The organism is Pseudomonas sp. 910_21 (genome assembly GCF_052850735.1).
In genome coordinates this window covers 207650-233155 of record NZ_VXCY01000002.1, presented here as the reverse complement: position 1 = coordinate 233155, position 25506 = coordinate 207650, and the positions used below count along the sequence as shown (strand labels likewise).

General features: G+C 58.0%; 22 protein-coding genes. 17 read left to right on the top strand and 5 right to left on the bottom strand.

Annotation, left to right across the window (positions count from 1 at the left end):
* Positions 1–98: 98 nt before the first annotated feature.
* A complete protein-coding gene (locus FW796_RS06115) occupies positions 99–1310 on the bottom strand; it encodes a glycosyltransferase family 4 protein (protein ID WP_346633993.1) in 1212 nt (403 codons plus the stop codon).
* Between the two features lie 567 nt (positions 1311–1877).
* Here FW796_RS06115 and wbpA point away from each other — a divergent pair.
* The 14 genes from wbpA to FW796_RS06045 all read left to right on the top strand — a co-directional run bounded on the left by wbpA (position 1878) and on the right by FW796_RS06045 (position 18842).
* Entirely contained in the window at positions 1878–3191 is a 1314-nt protein-coding gene (gene wbpA / locus FW796_RS06110) for a UDP-N-acetyl-D-glucosamine 6-dehydrogenase (protein WP_346633913.1), read from the top strand.
* Positions 3192–3301: 110 nt separating this feature from the next.
* Entirely contained in the window at positions 3302–4249 is a 948-nt protein-coding gene (locus FW796_RS06105; protein ID WP_346633912.1) for a Gfo/Idh/MocA family protein, read from the top strand.
* A gap of 5 nt (positions 4250–4254) precedes the next feature.
* Complete coding sequence (gene wbpD, locus FW796_RS06100; RefSeq protein WP_346633911.1) at positions 4255–4839, top strand: UDP-2-acetamido-3-amino-2,3-dideoxy-D-glucuronate N-acetyltransferase; 585 nt, start codon at positions 4255–4257, stop codon at positions 4837–4839.
* Positions 4840–5931, top strand: a complete 1092-nt coding sequence (locus FW796_RS06095) for a DegT/DnrJ/EryC1/StrS family aminotransferase (RefSeq protein WP_346633910.1) — start codon at positions 4840–4842, stop codon at positions 5929–5931.
* A 13-nt stretch (positions 5932–5944) separates the two neighbouring features.
* Positions 5945–6919 carry an NAD-dependent epimerase/dehydratase family protein gene (locus FW796_RS06090; protein WP_346633909.1) on the top strand — a complete coding sequence of 325 codons (975 nt, stop codon included), beginning with the start codon at positions 5945–5947 and terminating at the stop codon, positions 6917–6919.
* 5 nt (positions 6920–6924) lie between these two features.
* Positions 6925–8070 carry a DegT/DnrJ/EryC1/StrS family aminotransferase gene (locus FW796_RS06085; RefSeq protein WP_346633908.1) on the top strand — a complete coding sequence of 382 codons (1146 nt, stop codon included), beginning with the start codon at positions 6925–6927 and terminating at the stop codon, positions 8068–8070.
* A 117-nt stretch (positions 8071–8187) separates the two neighbouring features.
* Positions 8188–10068 (top strand): asparagine synthase (glutamine-hydrolyzing), encoded by a 1881-nt coding sequence (gene asnB, locus FW796_RS06080; RefSeq protein WP_346633907.1) that lies wholly within the window; start codon positions 8188–8190, stop codon positions 10066–10068.
* A gap of 140 nt (positions 10069–10208) precedes the next feature.
* Positions 10209–11477: a hypothetical protein gene (locus FW796_RS06075; RefSeq protein ID WP_404937607.1), complete on the top strand. Its 1269-nt coding sequence runs from the start codon at positions 10209–10211 to the stop codon at positions 11475–11477.
* Positions 11478–11491: 14 nt separating this feature from the next.
* Entirely contained in the window at positions 11492–12955 is a 1464-nt protein-coding gene (locus FW796_RS06070; RefSeq protein WP_346633905.1) for an oligosaccharide flippase family protein, read from the top strand.
* Positions 12956–12958: 3 nt separating this feature from the next.
* Complete coding sequence (gene asnB, locus FW796_RS06065) at positions 12959–14851, top strand: asparagine synthase (glutamine-hydrolyzing) (protein ID WP_404937608.1); 1893 nt, start codon at positions 12959–12961, stop codon at positions 14849–14851.
* A gap of 79 nt (positions 14852–14930) precedes the next feature.
* Positions 14931–15488 carry an acyltransferase gene (locus FW796_RS06060; RefSeq protein ID WP_346633903.1) on the top strand — a complete coding sequence of 186 codons (558 nt, stop codon included), beginning with the start codon at positions 14931–14933 and terminating at the stop codon, positions 15486–15488.
* Positions 15489–15737: 249 nt separating this feature from the next.
* Positions 15738–17021, top strand: coding sequence for a glycosyltransferase (locus tag FW796_RS06055; RefSeq protein WP_346633902.1), 1284 nt, complete (start codon positions 15738–15740; stop codon positions 17019–17021).
* A 246-nt stretch (positions 17022–17267) separates the two neighbouring features.
* Positions 17268–17894 carry an SMI1/KNR4 family protein gene (locus FW796_RS06050; protein WP_446439143.1) on the top strand — a complete coding sequence of 209 codons (627 nt, stop codon included), beginning with the start codon at positions 17268–17270 and terminating at the stop codon, positions 17892–17894.
* A 78-nt stretch (positions 17895–17972) separates the two neighbouring features.
* On the top strand, positions 17973–18842 hold the full coding sequence (locus tag FW796_RS06045) for a DUF4087 domain-containing protein (RefSeq protein ID WP_346633900.1): 870 nt from the start codon (positions 17973–17975) through the stop codon (positions 18840–18842).
* Here FW796_RS06045 and FW796_RS06040 read toward each other — a convergent pair.
* From FW796_RS06040 to FW796_RS06025, 4 genes are all read right to left on the bottom strand, one after another.
* Positions 18839–19636, bottom strand: coding sequence for a GNAT family N-acetyltransferase (locus FW796_RS06040; protein ID WP_346633899.1), 798 nt, complete (start codon positions 19634–19636; stop codon positions 18839–18841). The genes FW796_RS06045 and FW796_RS06040 overlap by 4 nt on opposite strands.
* Before the next feature lies 1 nt (position 19637).
* Positions 19638–20114: an HIT family protein gene (locus FW796_RS06035; protein WP_346633898.1), complete on the bottom strand. Its 477-nt coding sequence runs from the start codon at positions 20112–20114 to the stop codon at positions 19638–19640.
* Between the two features lie 126 nt (positions 20115–20240).
* Positions 20241–21848, bottom strand: a complete 1608-nt coding sequence (locus FW796_RS06030; RefSeq protein ID WP_346633897.1) for a 5-guanidino-2-oxopentanoate decarboxylase — start codon at positions 21846–21848, stop codon at positions 20241–20243.
* Positions 21849–21972: 124 nt separating this feature from the next.
* Entirely contained in the window at positions 21973–22893 is a 921-nt protein-coding gene (locus tag FW796_RS06025; RefSeq protein ID WP_346633896.1) for a LysR substrate-binding domain-containing protein, read from the bottom strand.
* 225 nt (positions 22894–23118) lie between these two features.
* Here FW796_RS06025 and FW796_RS06020 point away from each other — a divergent pair, with 225 nt between their 5' ends.
* From FW796_RS06020 to FW796_RS06010, 3 genes are read left to right on the top strand one after another with little or no spacing between them, the layout of a single operon-like run.
* Positions 23119–23913 (top strand): ABC transporter ATP-binding protein, encoded by a 795-nt coding sequence (locus FW796_RS06020; RefSeq protein ID WP_404937611.1) that lies wholly within the window; start codon positions 23119–23121, stop codon positions 23911–23913.
* Positions 23914–23962: 49 nt separating this feature from the next.
* Complete coding sequence (locus FW796_RS06015) at positions 23963–24736, top strand: transporter substrate-binding domain-containing protein (RefSeq protein ID WP_346633895.1); 774 nt, start codon at positions 23963–23965, stop codon at positions 24734–24736.
* A gap of 51 nt (positions 24737–24787) precedes the next feature.
* Positions 24788–25501 carry an ABC transporter permease gene (locus FW796_RS06010; RefSeq protein WP_011063272.1) on the top strand — a complete coding sequence of 238 codons (714 nt, stop codon included), beginning with the start codon at positions 24788–24790 and terminating at the stop codon, positions 25499–25501.
* Positions 25502–25506: the final 5 nt, after the last annotated feature.

Below are 25506 nucleotides of genomic sequence, written 5' to 3'. Positions count from 1 at the left end.
CTATTAGCCCCTTCAAAAATGGCCGTATTGTCCAGCAACAGGAAAAAAATAGCACTGCTTGGAAAACCACCGCGAGCCAGGCAAGCAAGCGATACATCTCAAGCCTTCAACAACTCCACCAGGCTGCGGACCTGCTGGCCCATTTCGAAATGCGCGGCAAAGTAGGTCCGTCCACACCGCCCCATTTCCTCCCGCAGTGCATCGTCCAGGCTATACATCTTCCTTATGTTGGCGACCAATGGCGCCACTTCTTCCGCCGGACTGGTGAGTCCCGCCCGGGCTTCTTGAACTACTCGCGCGCCTTCGCCGTTCAGACTGGCAATGATTGGCTTGCCGGACGCCAGGTAGGATTGAACCTTGCTGGGGATGGTCTGGGCAAAGATGCTTTCATCATTAAGTGACACCAGCAATGCGCTGGACTGGGCAAAAACTGCAGGCATTGCCACCGCCGGAAAGCGCCCAGGAAGTATCAGATTATCCAGTGAATGAACTTGCTTCTGCTCCTTGAGCCATTCCAGCCGGCTGCCACTGCCCACCAGAACCAAGCGAATGTCCGGCTCGTCACGCAGTTGTTTCGCAGCCTCAACTAACGTCTCCAGTGCCTGGGCAGTTCCAAGATTGCCAGCGAACACTACACAGAAATGCGCCTTCAAGACCTGCAACAGCTGCTCGTCAACTTCTACTTCTGCATTAAAAGCCTGGGCATCCACAGAGTTGGGATAATAGGTAATCTTCTTTCTGGGCGCGTAGCGGGCCACTGAATCGACAAAAGCATGAGATTGAACCAGCAGCCGATCACAACCTGCATAAATCCCACGGACCATCCAGCCAACCATTTTCAATAGATAGGGTTTTTTCACGAATCCAGTGGCAGCAAGACTCTCTGGCCACAGGTCTTGTATCCACAAGGCCAGCCGCGCCCTCTTCAACCACTTGATAGGAATCGCCGGAATGGCCTGGGTGATGGGCGAAGGAGCGAATACCAGAATCGCATCGAACTCGCGCTTGCGTAACATCCATGGAAAAAATATCAGTCCGGCTACAACAAATGACAGGTAGTTAAGAACCATGTTCTTTGCACCACCGTCGCCGCGCGGCCATAACGGCACCCGCAGTACATCAATAGAGTCCAGATAACGCTCGTAGTGACATCCCCATGCACGATAACCGGTAAATATTCGACCATCTGGATAGTTAGGTTTGCCAGTAGCAACTACTACCTCATGTCCCTGGGCAACAAGAGTCCTGGCTATATCGTTGATGATGAAATTTTCAGGACTAAAGTACTGAGAAAAAATTAATAACTTCAAAAAATTCACTTTCTATTCGGTGAAAACAATACTGTCCGCGCGACCACTTTACTCATTCACGGGGCCTCAGGACGGCGCCTCATATACGCCTATTGCCATTCATCGGAAGCAGCAATCATTGACGTGAGCCGGCAGTAACCTGCCGGGAGCACAGGTGCCCGGTTGATTGACGCGATGGGACCACAGCCACTTCCATAGCGGCAAGGAGATTTTACTTTTCCTGATTGGCAAGGCTCGGCAGCCGGCTTGACCGGGGGCGGGGAAGCTGGAATCGAGTAAATGTGCCCGGCCTGTCGCCCGAGGCGCCTTGCCAGTGTAGAATCGCCGCCAATTTGGCCGCATACACAATGAATTCGCCCTCCGATCACACCGCTGTCGGATGACGGAGCATTCTGTTTCTCAACGGCTTGACGCGTGGACTCTAATGAGTCGCTCGCCTGTTGATCGCATCCTACGATAGGTCTGATACCCAGGTGTGTAAGAACAAGAACTAGTTCACACGCTCTTGCCGAAAAAGTAACGGAAGGCCTGCTGCATGCATCGAACCTGTATTACATCGGAGCTAAAATGCCTGACCAAAAACAAACCTGCATCGCCAAGTTCAAGAACAAGGAAGCCCTGATTGGCATCGTAGGGCTCGGCTATGTGGGCTTGCCGCTGATGTTGCGTTACAACGCGATCGGCTTCCGGGTGCTGGGTATCGATATCGATGATTCCAAGGTAGCCAAGCTCAATGCTGGCACCAGCTATATAGAACACATTGCCAGCGAGCACATCAGCCAGGCCAGAAACTCGGGATTTGAAGCGACCACCGACTTTCGCCGTGCCGGTGAGTGTGACGCACTGATCCTTTGCGTACCGACGCCACTGAACAAGTATCGCGAACCTGACATGAGTTTCGTGATCAACACCACCAATGCACTCAAGCCTTACCTGCGTGCAGGACAAGTGGTTTCCCTGGAAAGCACCACCTACCCGGGTACAACAGAAGAAGAACTGCTGCCCCGAGTACAGGAAAACGGCCTGATCGTTGGCGAAAACATCTTCCTGGTGTATTCACCGGAAAGGGAAGATCCGGGCAATGCCAACTTTGAAACCCGCACCATTCCCAAGGTAATCGGTGGTCACACCCCCAACTGCCTGGACGTGGGTATCGCGCTCTACGAGCAGGCAATCGACCAAGTAGTGCCTGTCAGCTCAACCAAAGCGGCGGAAATGACCAAGCTGCTGGAGAATATCCACCGCGCGGTCAACATCGGTCTGGTCAACGAAATGAAAGTCGTTGCCGACCGCATGGGCATCGACATCTTCGAAGTCGTCGATGCCGCTGCAACCAAACCTTTCGGCTTCACGGCCTATTACCCTGGCCCTGGCCTGGGTGGCCACTGCATTCCCATCGACCCCTTCTATCTGACCTGGAAGGCTCGCGAATACGGTTTGCACACGCGTTTCATCGAGCTCTCCGGCGAAGTCAACAAGGCAATGCCCGAGTACGTCCTGAGCAAGCTGATGGATGGCCTGAACAACAGTGGCAAGGCACTCAAGGGCTGCAAGGTCCTGGTCCTGGGCATCGCTTACAAGAAGAACGTGGATGACATGCGTGAATCTCCATCCGTGGAGATCATGGAGCTGATCGAGGCCAAGGGCGGCATCGTGGCCTACAGCGACCCTCATGTTCCGGTGTTCCCGAAAATGCGCGAGCACCACTTCGAACTGAGCAGCGAGCCGTTGACCGCAGAGAACCTGGCCGCATACGACGCGGTGGTCCTGGCGACAGATCATGATAAGTTCGATTACGAACTGATCCAGAATCACGCGCAATTGATCATCGACAGTCGCGGCAAGTACCGTGCTGCAGCGAGCAACGTCATCAAGGCCTGATCGACCACGAGACATCGCAGCGAGTTGCATGAGACAGGGGGCCATAGCCATACGGCCTCTGTTTCATGCCTCCTGCCACAGGCAGCTGAAACTCTTCCCCGAGGAACTCCATGAAACGCTTTGCCCTGATCGGCGCCGCCGGCTACATCGCCCCGCGCCACATGCGTGCCATCAAGGACACCGGCAACGAGCTGGTTTGTGCCTACGACATCAACGACTCCGTCGGCATCATCGACAGCCTTTCGCCTCAAAGCGAATTCTTCACCGAGTTCGAGCGCTTCTACGATCACGCCTGGCGTCTCAAGCGGGATCCGGCAACCGCCCTGGATATCGTTTCGATCTGCTCGCCCAACTACCTCCATCACGCTCATATCACTGCCGGCCTGCGCCTGGGGTGTGACGTGATCTGCGAGAAGCCGCTGGTACCCAGCGCAGCACTGCTGGACGACCTGAGCCTGACTGAACGCGAAACCGGCAAGCGCCTTTGGAACATCCTGCAACTGCGTCACCATCAGGCGATCATCGACCTGAAGAACCGTGTGCAGTCGCAACCCAGCGCCCATAAGCACGAGGTGGAACTGACGTACATCACCAGCCGTGGCCGCTGGTACATGGAAAGCTGGAAAGGCGACCCTCGAAAGTCCTTTGGTGTCGCGACCAATATCGGCGTGCACTTCTACGACATGCTGCACTTCATTTTCGGCAAGCTGCAGCGCAACGTTGTGCACTTCAGCAATGCCGACAAGGCCTGCGGCTATCTGGAGTACGAGAATGCCCGGGTACGCTGGTTCCTTTCCATTGATGCCAACGACCTGCCTGAATCGGTCAAAGGCAAGAAACCTACCTACCGCTCGATTACTGTCGACGGCGCGGAAATCGAGTTTTCCGAAGGTTTCACCGATCTCCATACCGTCAGCTACCAAGCAGTGCTCGACGGCAAGGGCTACGGTATCGAGGATACCCGGCACTGCGTGGAAACCGTCGAGACCATCCGGACCATGAACCCTGTCAGAGCTCAGGACAACGAAGGCCATCCCTTCCTGTCCCGCCTGGTCTGACAGTCATGAGCCATTACCAGCACCCTAGCGCCATCGTCGATGATGGTGCACAGATCGGCGAAGGTTCACGGGTCTGGCATTTCGTGCATGTATGCCCAGGCGCACAGATCGGCAAAGGGGTCTCCCTTGGCCAGAACGTCTTCGTCGGCAACAAAGTGGTCATCGGTGATCATTGCAAGATCCAGAACAATGTCTCGGTATATGACAACGTGACCCTGGAAGAGGGTGTGTTCTGTGGTCCAAGCATGGTCTTCACCAACGTCTACAACCCACGCTCATTGATCGAGCGCAAGGACCAATACCGCGACACCCTGGTGAAAAAGGGTGCCACGCTGGGCGCAAACTGCACCATTGTCTGCGGGGTCACCATCGGCGAATACGCCTTCGTCGGCGCAGGTGCTGTCATCAACAAGGATGTACCGGCCTACGCACTGATGGTTGGGGTGCCCGCACGACAGCTGGGCTGGATGAGCGAGTTTGGTGAACGCCTGGAACTGCCGGTCAAGGGGGAAGCCGAATGCCTCTGCCCACATACCGGCGCCCGCTATGTGTTGCGTGGCAACAACCTGAGCAAAATGGACGCACAGTAAATGATCGAATTCATCGACCTGAAGACCCAGCAAGCCCGCCTCAAGGACAAGATTGACGCGGGAATCGCTCGCGTTCTGTCCCACGGCCAGTACATCCTCGGCCCTGAAGTGGCTGAACTGGAAGAGCGCCTGGCCGCCTATGCAGGGGCAAAGTACTGCATCACCTGCGCCAACGGCACCGATGCCCTGCAGATCGCGCTCATGGCCCTGGGCGTAGGTCCAGGCGATGAAGTCATCACTCCTGGCTTCACCTACATAGCAACGGCGGAAACAGTCGCCCTGCTGGGTGCCAAGCCGGTCTATGTGGACATCGACCCGCAAACCTACAACCTGGACCCGGCCCTGCTGGAAGCGGCGATCACTTCACGCACCAAAGCCATTATTCCGGTCTCCCTGTACGGGCAGTGCGCCGACTTCGACGCCATCAACGCCATCGCCGGCAAGCACTCTCTTCCAGTTATAGAGGATGCTGCACAGAGCTTCGGAGCCAGCTACAAGAGCAAGGCCTCCTGCAACCTGAGCACCATTGCCTGCGCCAGTTTCTTCCCCAGCAAACCCCTGGGTTGCTATGGCGATGGTGGTGCGATCTTCACCAACGACGAAGAGCTGGCGACAATCATTCGCCAGGTCGCCCGACACGGCCAGGACCGTCGCTACCATCACATCCGCATCGGCGTAAACAGCCGCCTGGACACTCTGCAAGCCGCCATTCTGCTGCCCAAGCTGGAGATCCTCGAAGAAGAGATTCAATTACGCCAGCAAGTCGCGCAGAATTACGCACGACTTTTGACGCAAGCAGGAATCGTCGCGCCCTATATTGAATCCCACAATATCAGCGCCTGGGCACAGTTCACCGTACAGGTGGACAACCGCGATGCCGTGCAACAGCACCTCAAGCAATGCGGAGTGCCGACGGCTGTTCACTATCCGATTCCGCTAAATCTCCAACCGGCGGTCAAAGACGAGCACGCACAGCTTCCTGTGGGTGACGTTGTGGCAACACGAGTCATGAGTCTGCCGATGCATCCTTACCTGACTGCATCAGATCAGTCGCACATTGTCGAAGCGCTGGTCACCGCTAGCAAAATTTGATTGGAGTACACGCATGAAAATTGAAGGTTCAAAAGTTCTGGTCATCGGCGGCGCCGGATTCATCGGCAGCTTTGTGATTTCGGAACTGCTCAAGGCCGGCGTGGCCGAAGTTGTGGTTTATGACAACTTTGCCCGGGGCAAGCTCAGCAACATCTCCGAGCAGCTCAAGGATCCCCGCTGCCGCCTGTACGCCAATGGCGGTGACGTTCGCGAGATCGACCTGCTGAACGACGCCATGCAAGGCATGGACGGCGTCATCCACCTGGCCGCCATGTGGCTGCTGCACTGCAAGGACTTCCCACGCACGGCCTTCCACGTCAACGTCGAAGGCACCTTCAACGTTCTTGAAGCCTGCGTGAAGAACAACATCAAGCGTCTGGTCTACTCCTCGTCCGCCTCGGTCTATGGCGACGCAGTGGAAGTACCGATGACCGAAGACCATCCGTTCAACAACCGCAACTTCTACGGTTCCACCAAGATTGCCGGTGAAGCCATGTGCCACGCGTTCCACGACCGCTACGGCCTGAGCTATGTCGGCCTGCGCTACATGAACGTCTACGGCCCGCACCAGGATCAGACAGCCGCCTACACCGGCGTGATTCCGATCATGCTGAACAAGATCGATGCCAACGAAGGCCCGGTGATCAACGGCGACGGCAGCCAGGCTTACGACTTCATCTATGTCGAAGACGTTGCTCGCTGCAACGTCAAGGCGTTGGAAGCGGACGTCACCGACCAGTTCTACAACGTTGGTACTGGCGTACAGACCAGCATCAAGGAACTGTGCGACACCATTCTCGACATGAAAGAGTCCGACCTGGTCGTCCAGTATCGTCCCTACAGCGCTGACGATGCCCGTCGCATGGTACAGAACCGTATCGGCTGCCCGAAAAAAGCGGCTGAAGAACTGGGGTTCACCTACCAGTACGAGCTGCGTGAAGGCCTGCAGAAACTTATCGATTGGCGCACCACGCACGGGGCGGAGTAAACACAATGGAAAAGCGCAACATTGCTATCTCGTTACCCAGCACCGGCGAAGAAGAATGGCAGGCAGCACGTGAGCCGCTGATGACCGGCTGGTTGACCCAAGGCCCCAAAGTGGCAGCCTTTGAAGAAGCCTTTGCCAAGCGCCATCAGGTTCCTCACGCACTGGCAGTGACCTCTTGCACCACGGGTCTGCACCTGGCGCTCGCCGGCCTGGATATCGGTCCGGGCGACGAAGTCATCGTTCCGACCTTTACCTGGATCGCCACCGCCAACGTGGTGCTGTACTGCGGCGCCACTCCGGTATTCGTCGACATCGACCCCCTGACCTACAACCTGGATATCAGCCAGGTCGCCGCCAAGGTCACCGACAAGACTCGGGCCGTCATTGCCGTGCACCTGTTCGGCCGTTGCCTGGATATCGATGCTCTGCGAGCGGCGCTGCCGGCGCAGGTCGCCATTATCGAAGACGCCGCCTGTGCCGCAGGCGCTGACTGGAAAGGCCGCCCTGCCGGCAGCCTGGGCGATGCCGCGGCATTTTCCTTCCACCCGCGCAAGTCGGTGACTACCGGCGAAGGCGGCATGGTAACCACCAGCAACCCGGAGCTGGCTGAACGCATGAGCCAGTTGCGCAGCCACGGTGCCTCGCTCTCCGAAGAACAGCGCCATCTGGGCCCACGCCCCTATCTGCTGCCGGAGTTCAACCTGCTGGGCTTCAACTACCGGATGACCGACCTGCAAGGTGCAATCGGCCTGGTACAGCTGGGCAAGCTGGACGGCTTTATCGACGAACGTGCGCGCTGGGCCCAGTACTACTGCGAACAACTGGCCGATATCGACTGGCTGCGACTCCCTACCACTCCGGAAGGCAGCCGCCACGGCTGGCAGGCATTCGTTACCTACATCGACCCGCAAAAAGCCCCGATGCCGCGTAACGACATGATGGAAATTCTCCAGGCCAAGGGCATCTCCACCCGTCCTGGCACCCACGCCGTGCACATGCTGGCTTACTACCGTGAACGTTTCGGCCTCAAACCCGAAGACTTCCCGGGCGCCCGCGACTGCAACGACCACACCATGGCGATTCCGCTGCACAACAGGATGAGCGAAGAAGACTACGCCTACGTAGTCGAGGCCATTCGCCAACTGCGCTGAGTAACAGCACCTGCATCCCGCTCACTCGAGCGGGATGACCTTTTTCAGGCAACGGAACTGCGCAGACCTGCGCATTTCCTACTGCACTCCCCCCGATCCAAAGGAGCATCAAAACGCATGTGCGGCATTACCGGCCTCATCCATCTCGATAACAACCCGGTATCGCCTGCAGTTCTGCAGCGCATGACGGATGCCATTGCCCATCGCGGTCCCGATGGCGAAGGGCATTGGATTGAAGGCAATGTGGGCCTGGGCCATCGGCGCCTGGCAATCATCGACTTGTCTCCTGCCGGCCACCAGCCGGCCGCCTCCCTCTCCCAGCGCCATGTACTGGTCTACAACGGCGAGGTCTACAACTTCCGTGAGCTGCGCACCGAACTGGAAACCCTGGGCTACCAGTTCCGTTCACGCACTGACACTGAAGTGGTTCTCAATGCCTTGATCGCCTGGGGGGCACAAGCACTGGAGCGCTTCAACGGCATGTTCGGCCTGGCCCTGTGGGATCGCCAGGAACAAACGCTGTTGCTGGCCCGGGATCGCTATGGCATCAAGCCGCTGTATTACGCACATCAAGGGCAGACCCTAGCCTTCGGCTCTGAACAGAAAGCCATCCTGGCGATGCCCCAGTTTCAGCGCAGCCTGGACAAGGAAGCCCTGCTGGAATACTTCACCTTCCAGAACATCTTTACCGACAAGACATTGCTCAACGATGTGAAGCTGCTGCCCGCCGGCCACTATGCCGTGCTGGACATGAAGCGGCGCACGCCGGCCCTGCAATTCACCCAGTACTGGGATTACAACTTCCAGGAACCCAAGGTCAAAGCCAGCGACGAAGAGTACCGTGAAGAGCTGGACCGTTTGTTCCAGCAGGCCGTCAACCGGCAGCTGGTGACTGACGTTGAATTGGGCAGTTATCTGAGTGGCGGAATGGATTCCGGCTCGATCACTGCGATCGCGGCCAAGTCCTATCCCTACATGAAAACCTTTACCTGTGGTTTCGATCTCAACTCCGCCTCGGGTATCGAAATGGGGTTCGATGAGCGCAGTAAAGCCGAATACATGTCCTACCACTTCAAGACCGAACATTACCAAATGGTCCTGAAAGCCGGAGACATGGAAAGAGCCCTGCCCAAACTGGCCTGGCACCTGGAAGAACCCAGAGTGGGCCAGAGCTACCCGAACTACTACGCCGCCCAATTGGCATCGAAATTCGTCAAGGTAGTCATGTCCGGAGCCGGCGGGGACGAGTTGTTTGGCGGCTATCCATGGCGCTACTACCGTGCCGTGGTCAACGATGACTTCGAACACTACATCGATAAGTACTACGCATTCTGGCAGCGGCTGATTCCCAACAATGAGATCAAGCAGGTCTTTGCGCCGATCTGGAAAGATGTAAAGCATGTGTGGACCCGGGACATCTTCCGTGATGTCTTCAAACACCACGCAGACAATCTGTACACCCCGGAAGACTATATCAACCACTCGCTGTACTTCGAAGCCAAGACCTTCCTTCATGGTTTGCTGGTAGTCGAAGACAAACTCAGCATGGCCCATGGCCTGGAAAGCCGTGTGCCATTCCTGGATAACGATCTGGTTGATTTCGCCATGCGCTGCCCGGTTCATTTGAAGCTGAACAATCTGGCCGATGTGATAAGAGTCAACGAGAACGATCAGGGCGATAAAGTCAGCAAGTACTTTGAAAAAGCTCGAGACGGCAAGCAGATCTTCCGCGATGTCATGAAACGATACATTCCGGACGATATCGCCCGGGCTGAGAAACAAGGCTTCTCCGCGCCGGACTCCAGCTGGTTCAAAGGCGAGAGCATGGAGTTTGTCAGAAGGAAACTGCTGAATAAAAACGCACATATCTATGACGTTTTTGACCAGTCCGCACTGACTTCGCTTGTCGAGGAACATCTTTCAGGAAAACAGAACAGAAGGCTGTTGATCTGGTCCCTGTTGAATATGGAAGAGTATATGCAAGGCTGCTTTGCATGATCTTGTTGTACCAGCCTTGACCCGTCATATATAAAGCCGCCGTGTGAAACATCACGATCAAGATCCGGCCATAGCAGCACTGACCCAGCGCTGCTATGGCTGCAGAGTCAGCATGAAAGAAGCAATGCACAGGACGTAAAATGAAAATCATCTTCAAAATAGCCCAATCTGCATGCTTCTTTTTATTCTCGTTTTTTTGCTTTGCCTTATTCCTGCTGCCGGCCCTGGCCATGAGAATCAAGCGCAGTTGCAGCAAGCGGCCGGCAAAACCTGAATATGTCTTTGTCGGCATACACGAGATTGCCAACAACATCAGCGAACTGTCTGCCGCATTGGCAAAACAGCACATTACCGTGCGCAGTGCTCGCTCCCACGCTGGGGTCTTCTACGGAGAAACCGACGCACAAGGCGCCTCTGCCCTGGCCCTGAAAATCCGCCTGTTCAGCGAACCACTCTGTCGTTCCCGACATTTACCCTGGATCCTTTTACGCGCCGATCAGGCCTGGTTCATCTGGTGCACCAGCCTACTCGCGCTGAACCTCGACTACATCCTCTATCGCCTCGCCGGGGTTGACCTGGTTGTTCAGCACTGCGGAGATGATGTGCGTTGCCGCCACCTGCATGACGCATTGTTTGAAAAGTACACGCCCGGTATAGCGATTGGTTCCTATCCCGCACTCCCCCTGGTGGACATGCTGAGAAAGTACTATCGCCAGTTCATGGCCGAGCGCTTTGCCAAGACGATTTCCTCAAGGAACCAGGCGACCTTCCAGACTGGGATGCTGGGACACTTCACGTTCAGCCAGACGTCGCTACTGACCGGCCCGCGTCGTCCGGGAGAGATCCCGGTTCTCGTTCACGCCCCCTCGAACCGGGCAGTAAAACGAACCGACCTCGTGCTGGAGGCAGTGGAAACGCTCCGACAAAAGGGCTACGCGTTCGAGTTTCACCTGCTGGAGCACATCCCCAATCACCAAGTGGTCAGCATGTTGCTGGCAGCGGACATAGTTGTCGACCAGCCAGCCACCTGGCCAGGTCGATTCGGCATCGAAGGCGCTGCCGCATCCTGTGCAATCGTTTCAGGAAACTATGATGTTTTTACTGGCTTGCCGGCCTCTCCCATCATCCAGTTTCCTGTTGATGCGAACCTGCTGACCTCTTGCCTGGAAAAACTGCTGGCCGATCGTGCTTATCTGGAAAGCGTCATGGCCGCGTGCTGGGGGTTCTGGAAGGAAAAGTACAGCGAAGAAGCATTTATCAAAAATTACTTCAAAATCTGGAACAACCAACACGATACATTCCCACCATTACCTGAGCAGAAGGCAATACTCCTGGCTGCCGCAAAAGGCAAACTTCAACGCCTGTTCATCAAGTACTTTTACTTTCCTTCAAACCAGGATAACCGCTAGGGTTTTGCCGACATATGTTCAAGCTCTTTATTCGAGACAGTGTCATTTACGCAATCCCCGCACTGCTTTCGAAGGGGCTCGCGCTATTTCTGGTGCCGTTGTACACCCGAGTGCTGAGCCCGGAAGACTACGGTTCTCTGGACTTGTTGCTGGTTTTCTCAGGCCTTATCGCACTGACCATTGCCCTGGAGGTGTCCCAGGGCATAGCGCGCTTCTATTCAGCGGAAACAGACCCTGATCGCCGTTGCGCCTATGCATCGTCCGCCTTCTGGTTCACTGCCGGGTGCTACTCGCTGTTCGCCGTGATCACCCTGGCCTATGCCGATGATCTGTCCACCTGGATCATGGGGCGCGAAGGACTGACTGGCGCCTTCAAGGTCGGCATTGTCTACATTTTCTTCAACGGTCTGTTCAACCTCATCCAGAACCAGTTCCGCTGGGAATTGCGCAGCAAGCACTATGCACTCGTCAGCATCATTGTCTCCCTGGTCACTGCTGGAGCTGCAGTACTCCTCACCTACGGTGCAGGAATGGGCTTGCAAGGGCTGCTATGGGGCATGAGCGCCGGAGTCATCATTGGCACTGTCTACGGGCTGTATCACCTGCGGCAGAGCTTTCGCTTTCGCTTTGATTGGGCCCGGCTCAAGGAGATGCTGGCGTTCTCCATCCCCTTGGTCCCTGCCAGTGTGACGGTCCTTGCCAGCATTTATATCGACCGTTTGCTGATCAACCACTTTGTGTCGATCGGCGAGGTCGGGCTGTATGGAGTCGCTGTCCGGTTGGCCAGTGCCGTCAGCCTGGTCATGGTCGGTTTCCAAGGGGCCCTGACACCATTGATCTATACCTACTACCGCGAAGCCGATACTCCCAGGCAGTTGGCGCGTATTTTCAGGGTGTTCTGCTGCTTTGCATTACTGACTTACCTGACACTTGGGCTGTTTGCCCATGACGTCCTGGTACTGATGACAACCTCAGACTACTACTCAGCCTCCAAGCTGATTGTCTTCCTGGTACCGTCAATTCTCCTGGCCCAGATGTACATTTTTGCCCCTGGCATCAGCATCGCCAAGAAAACCCACATGACCATCTGGATCAATCTCGCGGGGCTGATTGCCAACATTGCCCTGGGACTGATCTTGATTCCTCGTTTGGGAGGCAGCGGCGCCGCCATTGCAATGCTCCTGGGAAGTTCGCTGACGTTCGTCATCTATATGCTGTGCAGTCAAAGGCTGTATCCCGTGCCGCATAAGTGGTGGCCGCTTTGCGGCTCAATGACTGCAACGGTCGTGGCGCTGTTTCTGGCACTGCGATTGGGTTCAGAACTGGACAGCTACTTGCGTTGGTTGGTCAACCTGATGTTCATCAGCAGCACGGCAGTGATTTTTGTGGCCTTGGGGCTTGTTCAGGTTTCCGAGCTGCGTAAAGCCGGACAGATGGTCCGCAGCCGCCTTAAACTTTTTTCGCAAAGAAGTAGCTAATTTATGTGTGGAATACTCGGTTTCTTCTCCGTCAGCGAAACCCACTCTTACTCCCAGAGTATCGACGCGGCCATTCAGACCTTGCGCCATCGTGGACCGAATGACTTCGGCTACGAAGAGATGCCGGTTGCCTCCAACAAACTAGTGCTGGGTCACACGCGCCTATCCATTATTGACTTGTCCTTAGCCGGCCATCAGCCGATGCACTCCAAGGACCAGCTTTTTTCCATCGTCTTCAATGGCGAAATCTACAACTACCGCGAATTGCGTACTGAGTTGCAAGCCCTGGGGCACGTGTTCCATTCAGACTCCGACACCGAGGTGTTGCTAGCGGCCTGGATTCAATGGGGAGCCGACTCCCTTGCACGCTTGCGCGGAATGTTTGCGTTCGCGGTTTTTGACCGAGTGGCCAACAGGCTCTCCTGCATTCGCGATCCCTTCGGGATCAAGCCGTTCTACTACACCCGTGAAGGCGACAACTTCCTTTTCGCCTCAGAAATGCCAGCATTGAAAGCGTTGAAGCAGAACAAGGTTCAGCTCAACTGGCAACGCGCCTACGACTACCTGGTGCATGGCGATTACGATTCCCAGGCCTCGACCTTTTTCGAAGGCGTGCATCAGCTGATGCCCGGGCACTTGTTGCACCTTGATCTATCCAACGGCCAGCTCAGTGCACCGCAACAGTGGTGGCGACCGAAGGTAGAACAGACGTCAACCCTGAGCTTCTCGGCAGCCGCTGATGAGTTGCGTGAACGTTTCCTGCATAACATCAAGCTGCATCTGCGCAGCGACGTTCCCCTGGGAGCGGCATTGTCCGGTGGACTGGACTCTTCGGCAGTGGTTTGCGCCATGCGCAAGATCGAACCGGATGCAGCCATCAATACATTCAGCTATATCGCCCGCGATAGCGCCGTATCAGAGGAATCCTGGGTCGACCTGGTCAACGCCAAGGTCAACGCCAAGGCTCACAAGGTACTGGTCAGCCCCCAGGAACTGTCCAATGACCTGGATGACATGATTCGCGCTCAAGGTGAGCCCTTTGGCAGCACCAGCATCTACGCCCAGTACCGGGTCTTCAAGCTGGCCAAAGACAACGCCATCACGGTAACGCTCGATGGTCAGGGAGCCGATGAGTTACTGGCCGGCTATCACGGCTACCCAGGAAAACGCATCAAGAGCATGCTCGAACAGGGCCATTACCGGCAGGCTCTGAACTTCGCAAGGCAGTGGTCAAAATGGCCAGACAGAAGTTTGAAGCACTGCTTCAAGACGGTCGTTGCCGAGTGCGCCGAAGGCCCCGTGTACGACTTGCTCAGACGTGGAAACGGCATGCAGGCCAGCCCTTCGTGGATAGATACACAGATGCTGCGTGACGCCGGTGTGCACATCGGTTATCCACAACAGAAATCACCCTACGATCTGCCCGGACGCAAACTGGCCTCCGAGCTGGCATTCTCACTGACCCACCGCGGGCTACAGTCACTGTTGCGCCATGGCGATCGGAATTCGATGCGTTTTTCCATCGAGAGTCGGGTGCCTTTCCTCACCTCCGACATGGCCGACTTCCTGCTTTCCTTGCCAGAAAACTATCTGATCTCGCAATCAGGAGAAACCAAGTCCGTCTTCCGGGCAGCGATGCGTGGAATAGTTCCAGACGCCATCCTGGACCGAAGGGACAAGATCGGCTTCTCTACCCCCGAACAGGTGTGGCTGGTACAACTGGCCGAGCAGATCCGAGGCTGGCTGAAGATTGATCTTGGACTGCCATTCCTGAACCAGCCACAAATCCTTGAAGAGTTCGAGAAAATCATTTCAGGGAAAGCTGCTTTCTCCTGGCAAGTCTGGCGCTGGATCAACTTCACCCGGTGGTATCAACATAACTTTGAACTGCGCTGATTGAGGCAACCCGGCCAAAGCTCGATTAACCCACCGGGGATGGCAGCCAAGTCTTGAGATTGAAAAAGTGAGAACAGTGATGACGATTAAAACTGATTCGCCTAAAGACCCGGGAGCTTCACCAAAGGCTGACGAAGCACTTTTGCAACAGGTAAAAAGAGTAATCAACCAATTACGCGCCGATATATTCTCCAAGTTCAAGAGGCATGTCTCGATAAACGACCTGCTCTCGGATCGCTGGGAGACGGCCAGGTTCTACGGATTTGGAGAAGGGACATCCTGCTACAACAACGTGCTGATCCTGGGTGATGTAAAGGTTGGAAAAAACACCTGGATTGGCCCCAATGTGGTGCTGGACGGCTCCGGCGGGTTGGAGATCGGCAGCTACGTGTCCGTCAGCTGCGGTGTACAGATATACACCCACCACACCGTGGAATGGAGTACATCCTTGGGGCAAGTTGAAGCCAGCCGAAAACCTACGAAAATAGGCGACGGAGTCTACATCGGCCCCAACTCGATCATTCAGATGGGTGTCAGCATTGGTGACGGTGCGATTATCGGCGCCATGAGTTTTGTAAACCGCGATGTTCCTGCGGGTGCAAAATTCTACGGTGCTCCGGCTCGGCAACAGGGGTAATAAGCCGCCTGGGTCAGCATACGTATGTACCCCATTACTGACCGATTGCTGCGCGATAGAACGGTTCTTGATTCTGGATATTTTCCCTCTCCAATGGCAAAATAATGCGTCTGTGCAGCTATTGAGTGCAAGCTATAATAGAGCTCTAAAGTTTGAGTACTCAACAAAGCCTCATATTGATATTCAGAAACTAAACATTAACGTAACGCAATACTGCATACGCCCCATCCAGGACTTGACGACCAGAAGATGAATATAGTTTTTATCGTGCATTATTTCCCACCTATTAATAGTGCAGGTGCGAAACGAATTGAAGCCATCTCCAAATACTTGGCTGCAGAAGGTCATGCAGTCACAGTCATCACGACCAAGAAAACCTCTGCGGATGGGGATTTCAGTGAGTCCCTTCCCGACAAGGTCAACGTTCTGGAACTCGACAAGATGGGGCGAATTTCCACGTCGGAAAAAGCCGATGTAGCTTTTGAGCCCATGTATGTAGGCACTCCCTCCTGGCGGAGAAAACTGAAAAACTATATTCAAAACATACTGGGACAGGTTCCGGACCCAAGACTACCTTTTGCTTTTTCATTCTTGAGTCCATGGTTAGACCCTCAAGCAAAGGCAGCCTTGGCTGCCGCGGATATCGTTGTCGGATCATCGCCCCCATGGCCCATGTTGCTGGCTGCACTGTTCTGTAAAAAAAGATTCAATGTGCCTTGCGTCCTCGACTACAGGGATCAGTTCAGCGAATGTCACGGTATGCCAGGCGGTCCATTTGCCAAATGGCTGGAGTTACGTATCGATCGTTGGTTGGCCCGCAGTGCTGATCATGTGGTTACCATTTCAGAGCCCATGGCCTCTTACTATAAAGCTATGACTACCAATGTGTCGGTCATCATGAACGGCTATGATCATCTGGTCCTAAGTCAGGCTCGATCAACTCCGGTAGTACGTTCGGCCGATAAAGTAACTATCCGCTACATGGGAGTAGTCTCTCCTGAAAGAGTTCCTCACAACATTATGAAGGCACTGGTTCAGTTAAAAAAAGACATTCCTGAAAATTATGAGAAGTTTAATATCGAATATTATGGTCGCGCAGAACTGGTCAAGCAGGCCATTAAAAATCAATACCCATCAATTGCATCCGCATTCAGCTTCAACTCTGCGGTGGCTTACACTCGTTCACTAGAGTTGATTATCCACTCGGACTATCTTTTGTTCGCTGAAACCTCTGTCCGCAGCTCATTGAGCGCACAAGGAATTTTGACAACCAAGCTGTTTGAGTACATCGGCTCAGGGCGCCCGGTGCTCGCAGATATTTCCGCTGACACACTGGCAGGATCGATATTGAAGAGGGCCCATCCCTCAAGTCTTGTAGACGATAACCAGGACAGTTTCCTCAGCGCCTTTAGCCATCCTGACTTTTATCCAAGACAAGAGGATTCACTCTCAGAGTTTTCCCAAGGCTTTTCTCGTCAGTCACAAGCCCTTCAATATGCTGATCTGCTGACCTCCGTAATTAACGGAAAATGAGCTGACGCAAACACACTAGCGGCTTGGAGAACCCTCTCCAGGCCTCTAGTCCTAAGTAACTGCCCTGTATCGTCAGTGGCATCACTCACTGCCACGCAGACCAACGCAAAAGACGTCAGCCCCCATCCACATACTCGTGCAGGCGCCTTCAACTTTCTCCGAAAGTCCATGTTTGCCAGGATGGTTTCAGTGTCCAGACAATGGATAAAGCCTTCCCTCCTCCCACCGCCCTCGCAAGGACGCTCCATGACCGATACACCCCCCCCAGAACAATGGCCTCCCGCCGGCTGCCCTCCCCTGGCCTGGCCGGACCTGCCCGATCAGGCTGCACGGCTGAGCTGGTATCTGGCGGTCATCGGCGCCTACGGTGCGCTGTGGGAAGGCCACGTCAACGAGCCGGAATTGACCCCTGTCAGCGAGGACGCCTTGCAGGCGCTGGAGCAACGCCTGGGCTGCCCGTTGCCGCGGTCGCTGCGCGACTACCATCGGCAACTGGGGGTGCTGTCCCTGGCGGAAATCCTCTGTAGCGTCGAGCCCGGCACTATCCCCATCCAGCCACTGCTGAAAGCCTATCCCGGCATCGTGGACATTCCCGGGACCGATCTGGACCTGTCCCTGGCCCAACAGCTGATCGCCTTCGGCGACTACTTGGGCAACGGCAATATGTTCTGTTTTGAACGCAACAGCGGCGTGGTGTACTACTTCGATCACGACACAGGCATAGCGCTGACACGCTTCTTCGACTCCCCCGAGGAGTACCTGGATGCGCTGATGCTGTTCTGCCTGGCGGAGGTGTATGACGACGATGATGCTGCCGAAGCATTGATCAGCCAGCGCTACGGAGAGGACCTGGTGCGCAAGTGGCGCTACTGAATAACAAGGCCCTCGGTCTCTGCTGAGGCTGATGCCCGTGCACAATCTGCGACTCCTACCCTCGAACAAGGATGCTCCATGCTTCAGCGTGCCCTGATCTGCACACTCCTGGCACTGATTGCCTTACCCGCCAGCGCCGCGCCAGCCAAGGTCGAACGCCGTTGTGGCTGGTTCGAGAATCCGACCCCGGCCAATGCCACCCTCACCGACCGCGACGGCGTCTGGGAAATAGCCACCCAAGGCGGCTATCAGGCCGAGGGCGACTGGCCCACCTTCAACGACCAGCAATGGGTACGCACCAACAACCACTACGGCTACGGCTGTGCCTGCGTCAGCGCCAGTGCTGATCCACAGACCCATCGCCTCGACCAATTGCACAAGGCCCAGGCCCGCCCGCTGTCCGCCTGTCGCAGCGATCCCAGCCTGTATGAACCCTTGCGGGAGGAAGACGGGATACCGGTATTACCCAAGGATTCGCCACGCTTCAACGGACCGGGATTCAGCCTGCAGTACCCCCAAGGTTGGAAGCTCAGCCAGACGCAAAACTGCCTCACCCTGGACCACCCGAAAAAACGCCCGAACGAGGAATACACCCTCCACCTGTGCCTGCGGCAGGGCAGCCTGGAACAGGCCGCCGAAGAGCTGTTTTTCTATCAGGAAAGCGGCGTCTGGATGCGCAGCGCCGGAAGGGATGCACCCAGCCCGGTGCAGGACATCTCAGGCCACGGCTGGAAAGGCTTGCGGGCCTATCAGACCTGCGGCATCAGCGATGAGGAAACCGGCTTTCACGCCTATGGTGGCACCTGCCTGATGGCGTTGCTCGACAGTGGTCGGCGTCAGGTGGTGGCTGACAGCGTGGGGTTCTTCCAGGACTTCGCGACCCTGGATGCGATCCTGCACTCGATCCGCTTCGACCCGGTGCCAGCGGCGCAACAGAACCCGCACTAAGGCACGGCCCTATAGAGGGTCTGCAGGTGGCACAGGCGCAAGCCGCAGTGCTCCAGGTTGCGCCGGCTTTGCGAGTTCACCAGTGCGGTGGCCGCCACACTCTGGGCGCCGAGGGCGACGGCCTGCTGCAGGCGATGGGCGATCAGGGCCCGGTGATACCCCTGGCCCCGGGCGGCCTTGGTGGTAAAGGCGGTGCCCAGGTAGGCCACGCCGTTGTCGGCAATGAATAGCGCCGCACCAGCCACCGCAGCGCCCTGGTCCCGTAGCAGGTACAGATGCCCACGCCCATCCTTGAGCAAGCCGCCGAAGGCCGCCTGGTTGACTGGGCGGGCGGCCGCTGGGGTATTGAAGCCTTCGCGGTGCAGAACGCAGAAACCTTCCAGGGTCGATGCGCTCACCAGCTCGATATCCAGCACCGAAGGCGGCACCACCAACTCGTCCACCGAGGCGAACAGCTGTCCGTGGGTCCAGCCCTTGAGGCGCTGCAAGCGCTGCCCCTCCAGATCCAAGGTGGGCGTCACCTTGGCTGACTCGGTGATCAAGGCGATCGCCGGGGCGTAGGCCGCGCAGGTCTGTAGCAGATCGACAAGACTGCGGGGCTGTTGCGTCCTGTCGCCGTGCACCCGGTTCATCATCGGACTGGGATTGCCGCCCACGACAAAGGCTCCGCAATCCTGATCACCATAGAGCTGCGCCTGATAAGGGTTTCCCGGCAGACTCGCCACGCCCTGGACCCGGGCCCGCAGGTATTGGTGCTCCGCGTATTCAAGCGCCAGGGCGCGGCGGCGATCCATATCAGCGACCGCCTATCGGGGTTTCGCTGACCCAGGGCACCCGAACCTGTTCAGCAATGCTCGCAGCCTGCTGCTGCAGGACCTCGAGTTTGGCTCGACGCCCAAACAACCCGCTGAAGTGCAGCAGCAGGCGCCCGGCAAACCCCAGGGCATCGCCACGCTTGCGCGGGATCAGGTGCAGATGGGCATGGGGGATGTGCTGGTTGGTGGCCCGACCATCATTGACCAGCAGGTGAGTGCCTTCGACGCCGTAGCCGGCACGCCGCTGCGCGGCCACCAATCCATCGAACACCTGATACAGATGCTGACGGACGAAGCCGGGCAATTGATCGAGCTTTTCCACGTGGGGCTGGGGAATCAGCAGGACATGACCCGCCCCCAGGGGATGCACGTCCATGAAGGCCATGCAGTGTTCATCGCGGTAAACCACGGCCGCCGGCAGGGTGCCGGCGACGATCTGACAGAAAATGCAGTTCATCCATGAATCCTCAAGTGACAAGGTGCGTCCTGGCGGGCTACGTCAATGTAACCCACCTTGTCCCTTGAAGGCCTGTCCCTTGAAGCCCGATCTCTCGAGAGTCCGTCCGCAGAACAGTCCTGCGGATCAGTCCAGGGCCAGATAGGCGCCGGCGTCGACTTCGATCATCACCGGCTGTTGGATATCCCTGAGACTCTGCAGCAGTTCCTGCAACTGCGCCGGGCTGTCGGCGCGATGGTGCGCCACATGGAAGCTTTGGGCCATGGCCTGGAAGTCCGGGGTGAGGATGTCCACCCCCAGCGGCGCGATGTCCCGGGCCTGCATGTAGTCGCGGATCTCGCCGTAGCACTGGTTGTTCCACACCAGCAGGATCACGCCGATCTGCGCTTCCCGGGCGGCGATCAGTTCGCTGCTGGCGAACTGCAAGCCGCCGTCCCCCACCAACGCCACCACCGGACGCTCGGGCTGTGCCAGCTTGGCGCCCATGGCTGCCGGCAGGCCGTAGCCCAGGGTGCCGTAACCGCTGCCGGCGTTGAACCAGCTGGCCGGGGCCGGGGCCTGGTAGCCGCAGGCGCCCTGATACACCGGCTGGGTCGAATCCCCCACCAGGATCGGGCTGCCCAGGGTGTCCCGCAGCAGGTCGAGCAAGCCCTGCAAGCCTTGTTGCTTGGGCGTCCAGCCGGTGCGTTCGGCCTGGTTGACCCGCTGTACACTGTCCACCGCCCAACGACCGCGAGAGCTGGGTTGCGTCACTTTGCCGAGCAAGGCTTGCAAGCCTTCCAGGGCGTCGCCCACCAGGCCGACATGGGCCCGTTGCACGCCCATGACTTGCATCGGGTCGATGTCCAGGCGGATCAACGAGCCTTTGAAACGCAGGGGGCCCAGGCCGAAGAAGTCGTAGTCGGTTTCCCCCAGCTCAGTGCCCACGGCCAGCACCACGTCGGCTTCATCGATCAACGCCCGGCCATGGGTCGAAGACTGTACGCCGTCGAGCAACAGCGGGTGGGCGCAGGGCAGCAGACCCCGGGCGTTGGTGGTCAGCGCTACCGGCGCTTGCAGGCGTTCGGCCAACTGACGCAGCGCCTCGGCGCAACCTCGGGCACCGCCGCCGGCCAGGATCAACGGCCGGTGGGCGCTGTTGAGCAAGGTCGCGGCCGCCTCGATCGAGGCTCCGGCCGGGGCCGGAGCACCGGGCAGGCTACGGGGCATCAGGTTGAGGTCAGCAGCGGGCATGTCCAGCACGTCCAGGGGAATCTCGATATGCACCGGTCGTGGCCGCGCGCACTTGAACACGGCAAAGGCCCGGGCCAGAAGCTCCGGCAGTTCCGCAGGCGACTGCAGGGTGTGACTGAAGGCGCAGACCCCGGCCACCATCGCCCGCTGGTCCGGCAGTTCATGCAGATGGCCATGGCCCAGGCGCAGGTGTTCGCGACGGTTGACCGTGGAGATCACCAGCATCGGCACCGAGTCGGCGTAGGCCTGGCCCATGGCGGTGAGGATATTGGTCATGCCAGGGCCGGTGATGATGAAGCAGACCCCGGGTTTGCCACTGGCCCGGGCGTAGCCGTCGGCCATGAACCCGGCGCCCTGTTCGTGCCGCGGGCTGACATGCCGCAGGCGACTGCCGTGCAGGCCGCGATAGAGCTCGACGGTGTGCACGCCGGGAATCCCGAACACCGTGTCCACGCCATAACCTTCCAGCAAACGAACCAGCGACTGCGCACAGGTGGTCATCGACTACTCCTCTTGTTCTTATGCGTCCGGACGACACCCTGCGCCCGGCTGATGTCGAGGGACATTAGTCGCTGCACCCAAGGAGCAACAATCGAAAAAAATCGCGGCGATTGCTCAATAAAATTCACGCTTTGCCGTTGCGTCGCGGCTCCGGGTGCAAGCGAGTGATGCCCTGCAGCTGGGATTTGACCCATTCGCTGAAGGCCAGCACCACCGGGCGCTCGGCCTTGAGCAGATCGGCCACCAGGTAGTAGCCGCGATTGGATTCGATCTCGGTGCCGAAGGGCTGCACCAGTTGCCCCCGAGCCAGGGCCTCGCCGCTGATCAGGTTGTCGCCCATGGCGATGCCCTGGCCGGCGATGCAGGCCGACTGCACGAAGTGCGCGTCGGCGAAGATGATGCCCCGGCGCACATCGACATTCGGCGCCCCGGCCGCTGCCAGCCAGACCCGCCAGTCGGAGTAGTCGATCATGTGCAGGAGCAAAGCGTGATCGAGCGCGTCGAGGGTTTTCAGGCCCCCCATGGCGTTCACCAGGCTCGGGCTGCACACCGGGAAATAACGCAGGGAGACGATCTTCTGTACATGCTGGTTGGGCCAATCGCCCATGCCGTAGGCGACGAACAGATCGACACCGCTGTCACTGGTGTCACCTGGCGTGCGAGGTGACACCAACTGCAGTTCCACCTGGGGATACAGCGCCTGGAACTCGGCGATATGGGTGCACAGCCAGTAGGTGGCGAACCCCGGCGGGCTGCTGATGCACAGCCGACCACTGACCTGCTGGCCATCGGAACGCTGCCCGGCCTCGAGGATGTTGGCCAGCAGCAAGTGAATGTCCCGAGCGTAGCGCTCACCCTGGTAGGTGATGCGAATGCTGCGGCCCAGGCGCTCGGTCAGGGCAAAACCCAGGGTCTGCTCCAGGCTCTTGATCTGGTGACTGATGGCGCTGGGGGTCAGGTTCAGCTCATTGGCGGCTTCGGCGACACTGCCCAGGCGGGCCACCGCGTCCAGCGCGCGCAGGGCGGTCATGGAGGGATAACGCATACCGATCAGGCCTCGACTGCAAAAAAACGAGTGCAAGCACCATAGCTGCAAACGCGATCCGGCAATAGCCTTGTCGGTCGCCGAAAAAAACGTCCATTGCTGAAAAAAATTACCGGGTCCGGCTAAAAATGCTCGATTGACCCCAGGCCATCGATGGCTAATTCTCCAGTCCTACCCTGTGCCGGGTACTGCCCGGCCATCGCACAATAACAAGAGGGTCGACCCTTGCAATCGCAGCCCAACTCCGTCAATCCCGTGGTGGCGATCGATGACTTGCACAAGAGCTACGCCGACCACCACGTGCTCAAGGGCATTGCCCTGCGCGCCAATGAAGGCGAAGTGGTCTCGCTGATCGGTTCCAGCGGCTCGGGCAAAAGCACCCTGCTGCGCTGCATCAATCTGCTGGAGATTCCCTGCAGCGGCAGCTTGCGCATCAATGGCGAAGAGGTGCGCATCAAGACCGATCGCGCCGGCAATCCCCAGGTCGCCGACCCGGCCCAGGTTGCACGCCTGCGCACTCAACTGAGCATGGTGTTTCAGAGTTTCAACTTGTGGCCCCATCGCACCGTGCTGGAAAACGTCATCGAGGCGCCGGTGTATGTCCTCGGTGAAGACCGCAAGGACGCCATCGCCCACGCCGAGCACCTGCTGGAAAAAGTCGGCCTGGCCAACAAGCGTGACGCTTTCCCCTCCTTTCTCTCCGGTGGCCAGCAGCAACGGGTGGCCATCGCCCGGGCCCTGGCCATGCGCCCCCAGGTGCTGTTGATGGACGAACCGACCTCGGCCCTGGACCCGGAACTGGTGGGCGAAGTACTCAAGGTTATCCAAGGCATCGCCGAGGAAGGCCGGACCATGATCCTGGTGACCCACGAGATGGCCTTCGCCCGGGATGTGTCGAGCAAGGTGATGTTCCTCCACCAGGGGTTGGTGGAAGAGGAAGGCCCGCCGCAGCAAGTGTTCCTCGACCCGGTCAGCGAACGCTGCCGGCAATTCGTCATGGCTCAGGAAAACCGCGTCTGACGTCCCGCTTCAATCCTTGAAAACAACAACTTCGATAAAGGGTAAAGCCATGAAAAACCTGCTCAAGGTGCTTGCCACCGGTTGCCTGTTCAGTGCACTGGCCAGCCACGCCGTGGCCGCCGACAAGATCGTCTTCGGCATCGCCCTGGAACCCTACCCGCCGTTCTCGATGAAAAGCGGTAACGGTGACTGGAGCGGCTTCGAACCGGAGCTGATCAAGGCGCTGTGCGAACGCATGCAGGCCCAGTGCCCGCTCAAGGAGGTGGCCTGGGACGGCTTGATCCCGGCCCTGCAATCGAGCCAGATCGACGCCATCCTCAATTCCCTGAGCATCACCGATGAACGCGAGAAGGTCATCGACTTCTCCGCGCCCTACTACCAGACCCCGGCCATGTGGGTCGCCGACCAGAGCCTGGAGCTTGCGACCACCCCCGAAGGCCTCAAGGGCAAGCTGATCGGCGTGCAGGGTTCCACGTCCAACGCCACCTTCGCCAAGACCTACTACGGCAAGACCTCGACCCTGCGCTACTACACCACCCAGGACGACATGATCGCCGACCTGCAGAGCGGGCGCATCGACGTAATGCTGGCCGATGCCCTGACCATCGAGCCGATCCTCAAGACCGCGGCCGGTGCCGGTCTGGCGGACAAGGGCCTGGCGCCGAAAGACCCGCTGTTCGGCTCGGGCATCGGCGTCGGCCTGCGCAAGGGCGACAGCGCCCTGCAGCAGCGGATCAACACCGCCCTGGCTTCGCTCAAGGCTGACGGCACTTACGACAAGATCCGCAGCCGCTACTTCAGCGTCGACATTTCTGCCAACTAAGCCGTCCGGCGAGCCCGCTGCGGCGGGCCGCCGGCGTTGACTGGATACGTCATGATTTCTCTGTCCGACCTTTCCCAACTGTTCGTCGCCGACGGCTGGCTCGGTGCCCTGGCCCAGGGCGCGCTGGTGTCCCTGCAGATTTCCGCCGGGGCCTTCGTCCTCGGCCTGGGCATCGGCTTGCTGGTGGCGATGATCAAGCTCAAGGGGCCGCGCTGGCTGGTGAAGCTGGCCAACGTCTACACCACCCTGTACCGGGCCATGCCCGAGCTGCTGCTGATCCTGCTCCTCTACTACGCCGGTACCGACCTGTTGAACATGGCCATGGCCGCCATGGACCGTCCGAGTGTCACGGTCAACGGCTTTATCGCTGCGGTTCTGGTGCTGGGCATTGTCCAGGGCGCCTATTCGGCGGAGATCATCCGTGGCGCGATCCAGGCCATTCCCCACGGCCAGATCGAAGCGGCGCGCGCCTACGGCATCGAGCGCTGGCTGCTGGTGCGGCGCATCCTGCTGCCGAGCATGCTGCCCTACGCCATGGCCGGGCTGTCGAACCTGTGGCTGGTACTGGTCAAGGACAGTGCGCTGATCAGCATTGTCGGCTACAGCGAACTGCTTTCAGTAGGCAAGCAGGCGGCGGGTTCCACCAAGCATTACCTGGTGTTCTACCTCGCGGTCGCGGCTTTCTACTTCGTCATCACCCTGGTGTCCGGCAGCGTGTTCCGCGTGCTCGAACGACGCACCAACCGCTGGCTGCCCCAGCACTAGGAGAC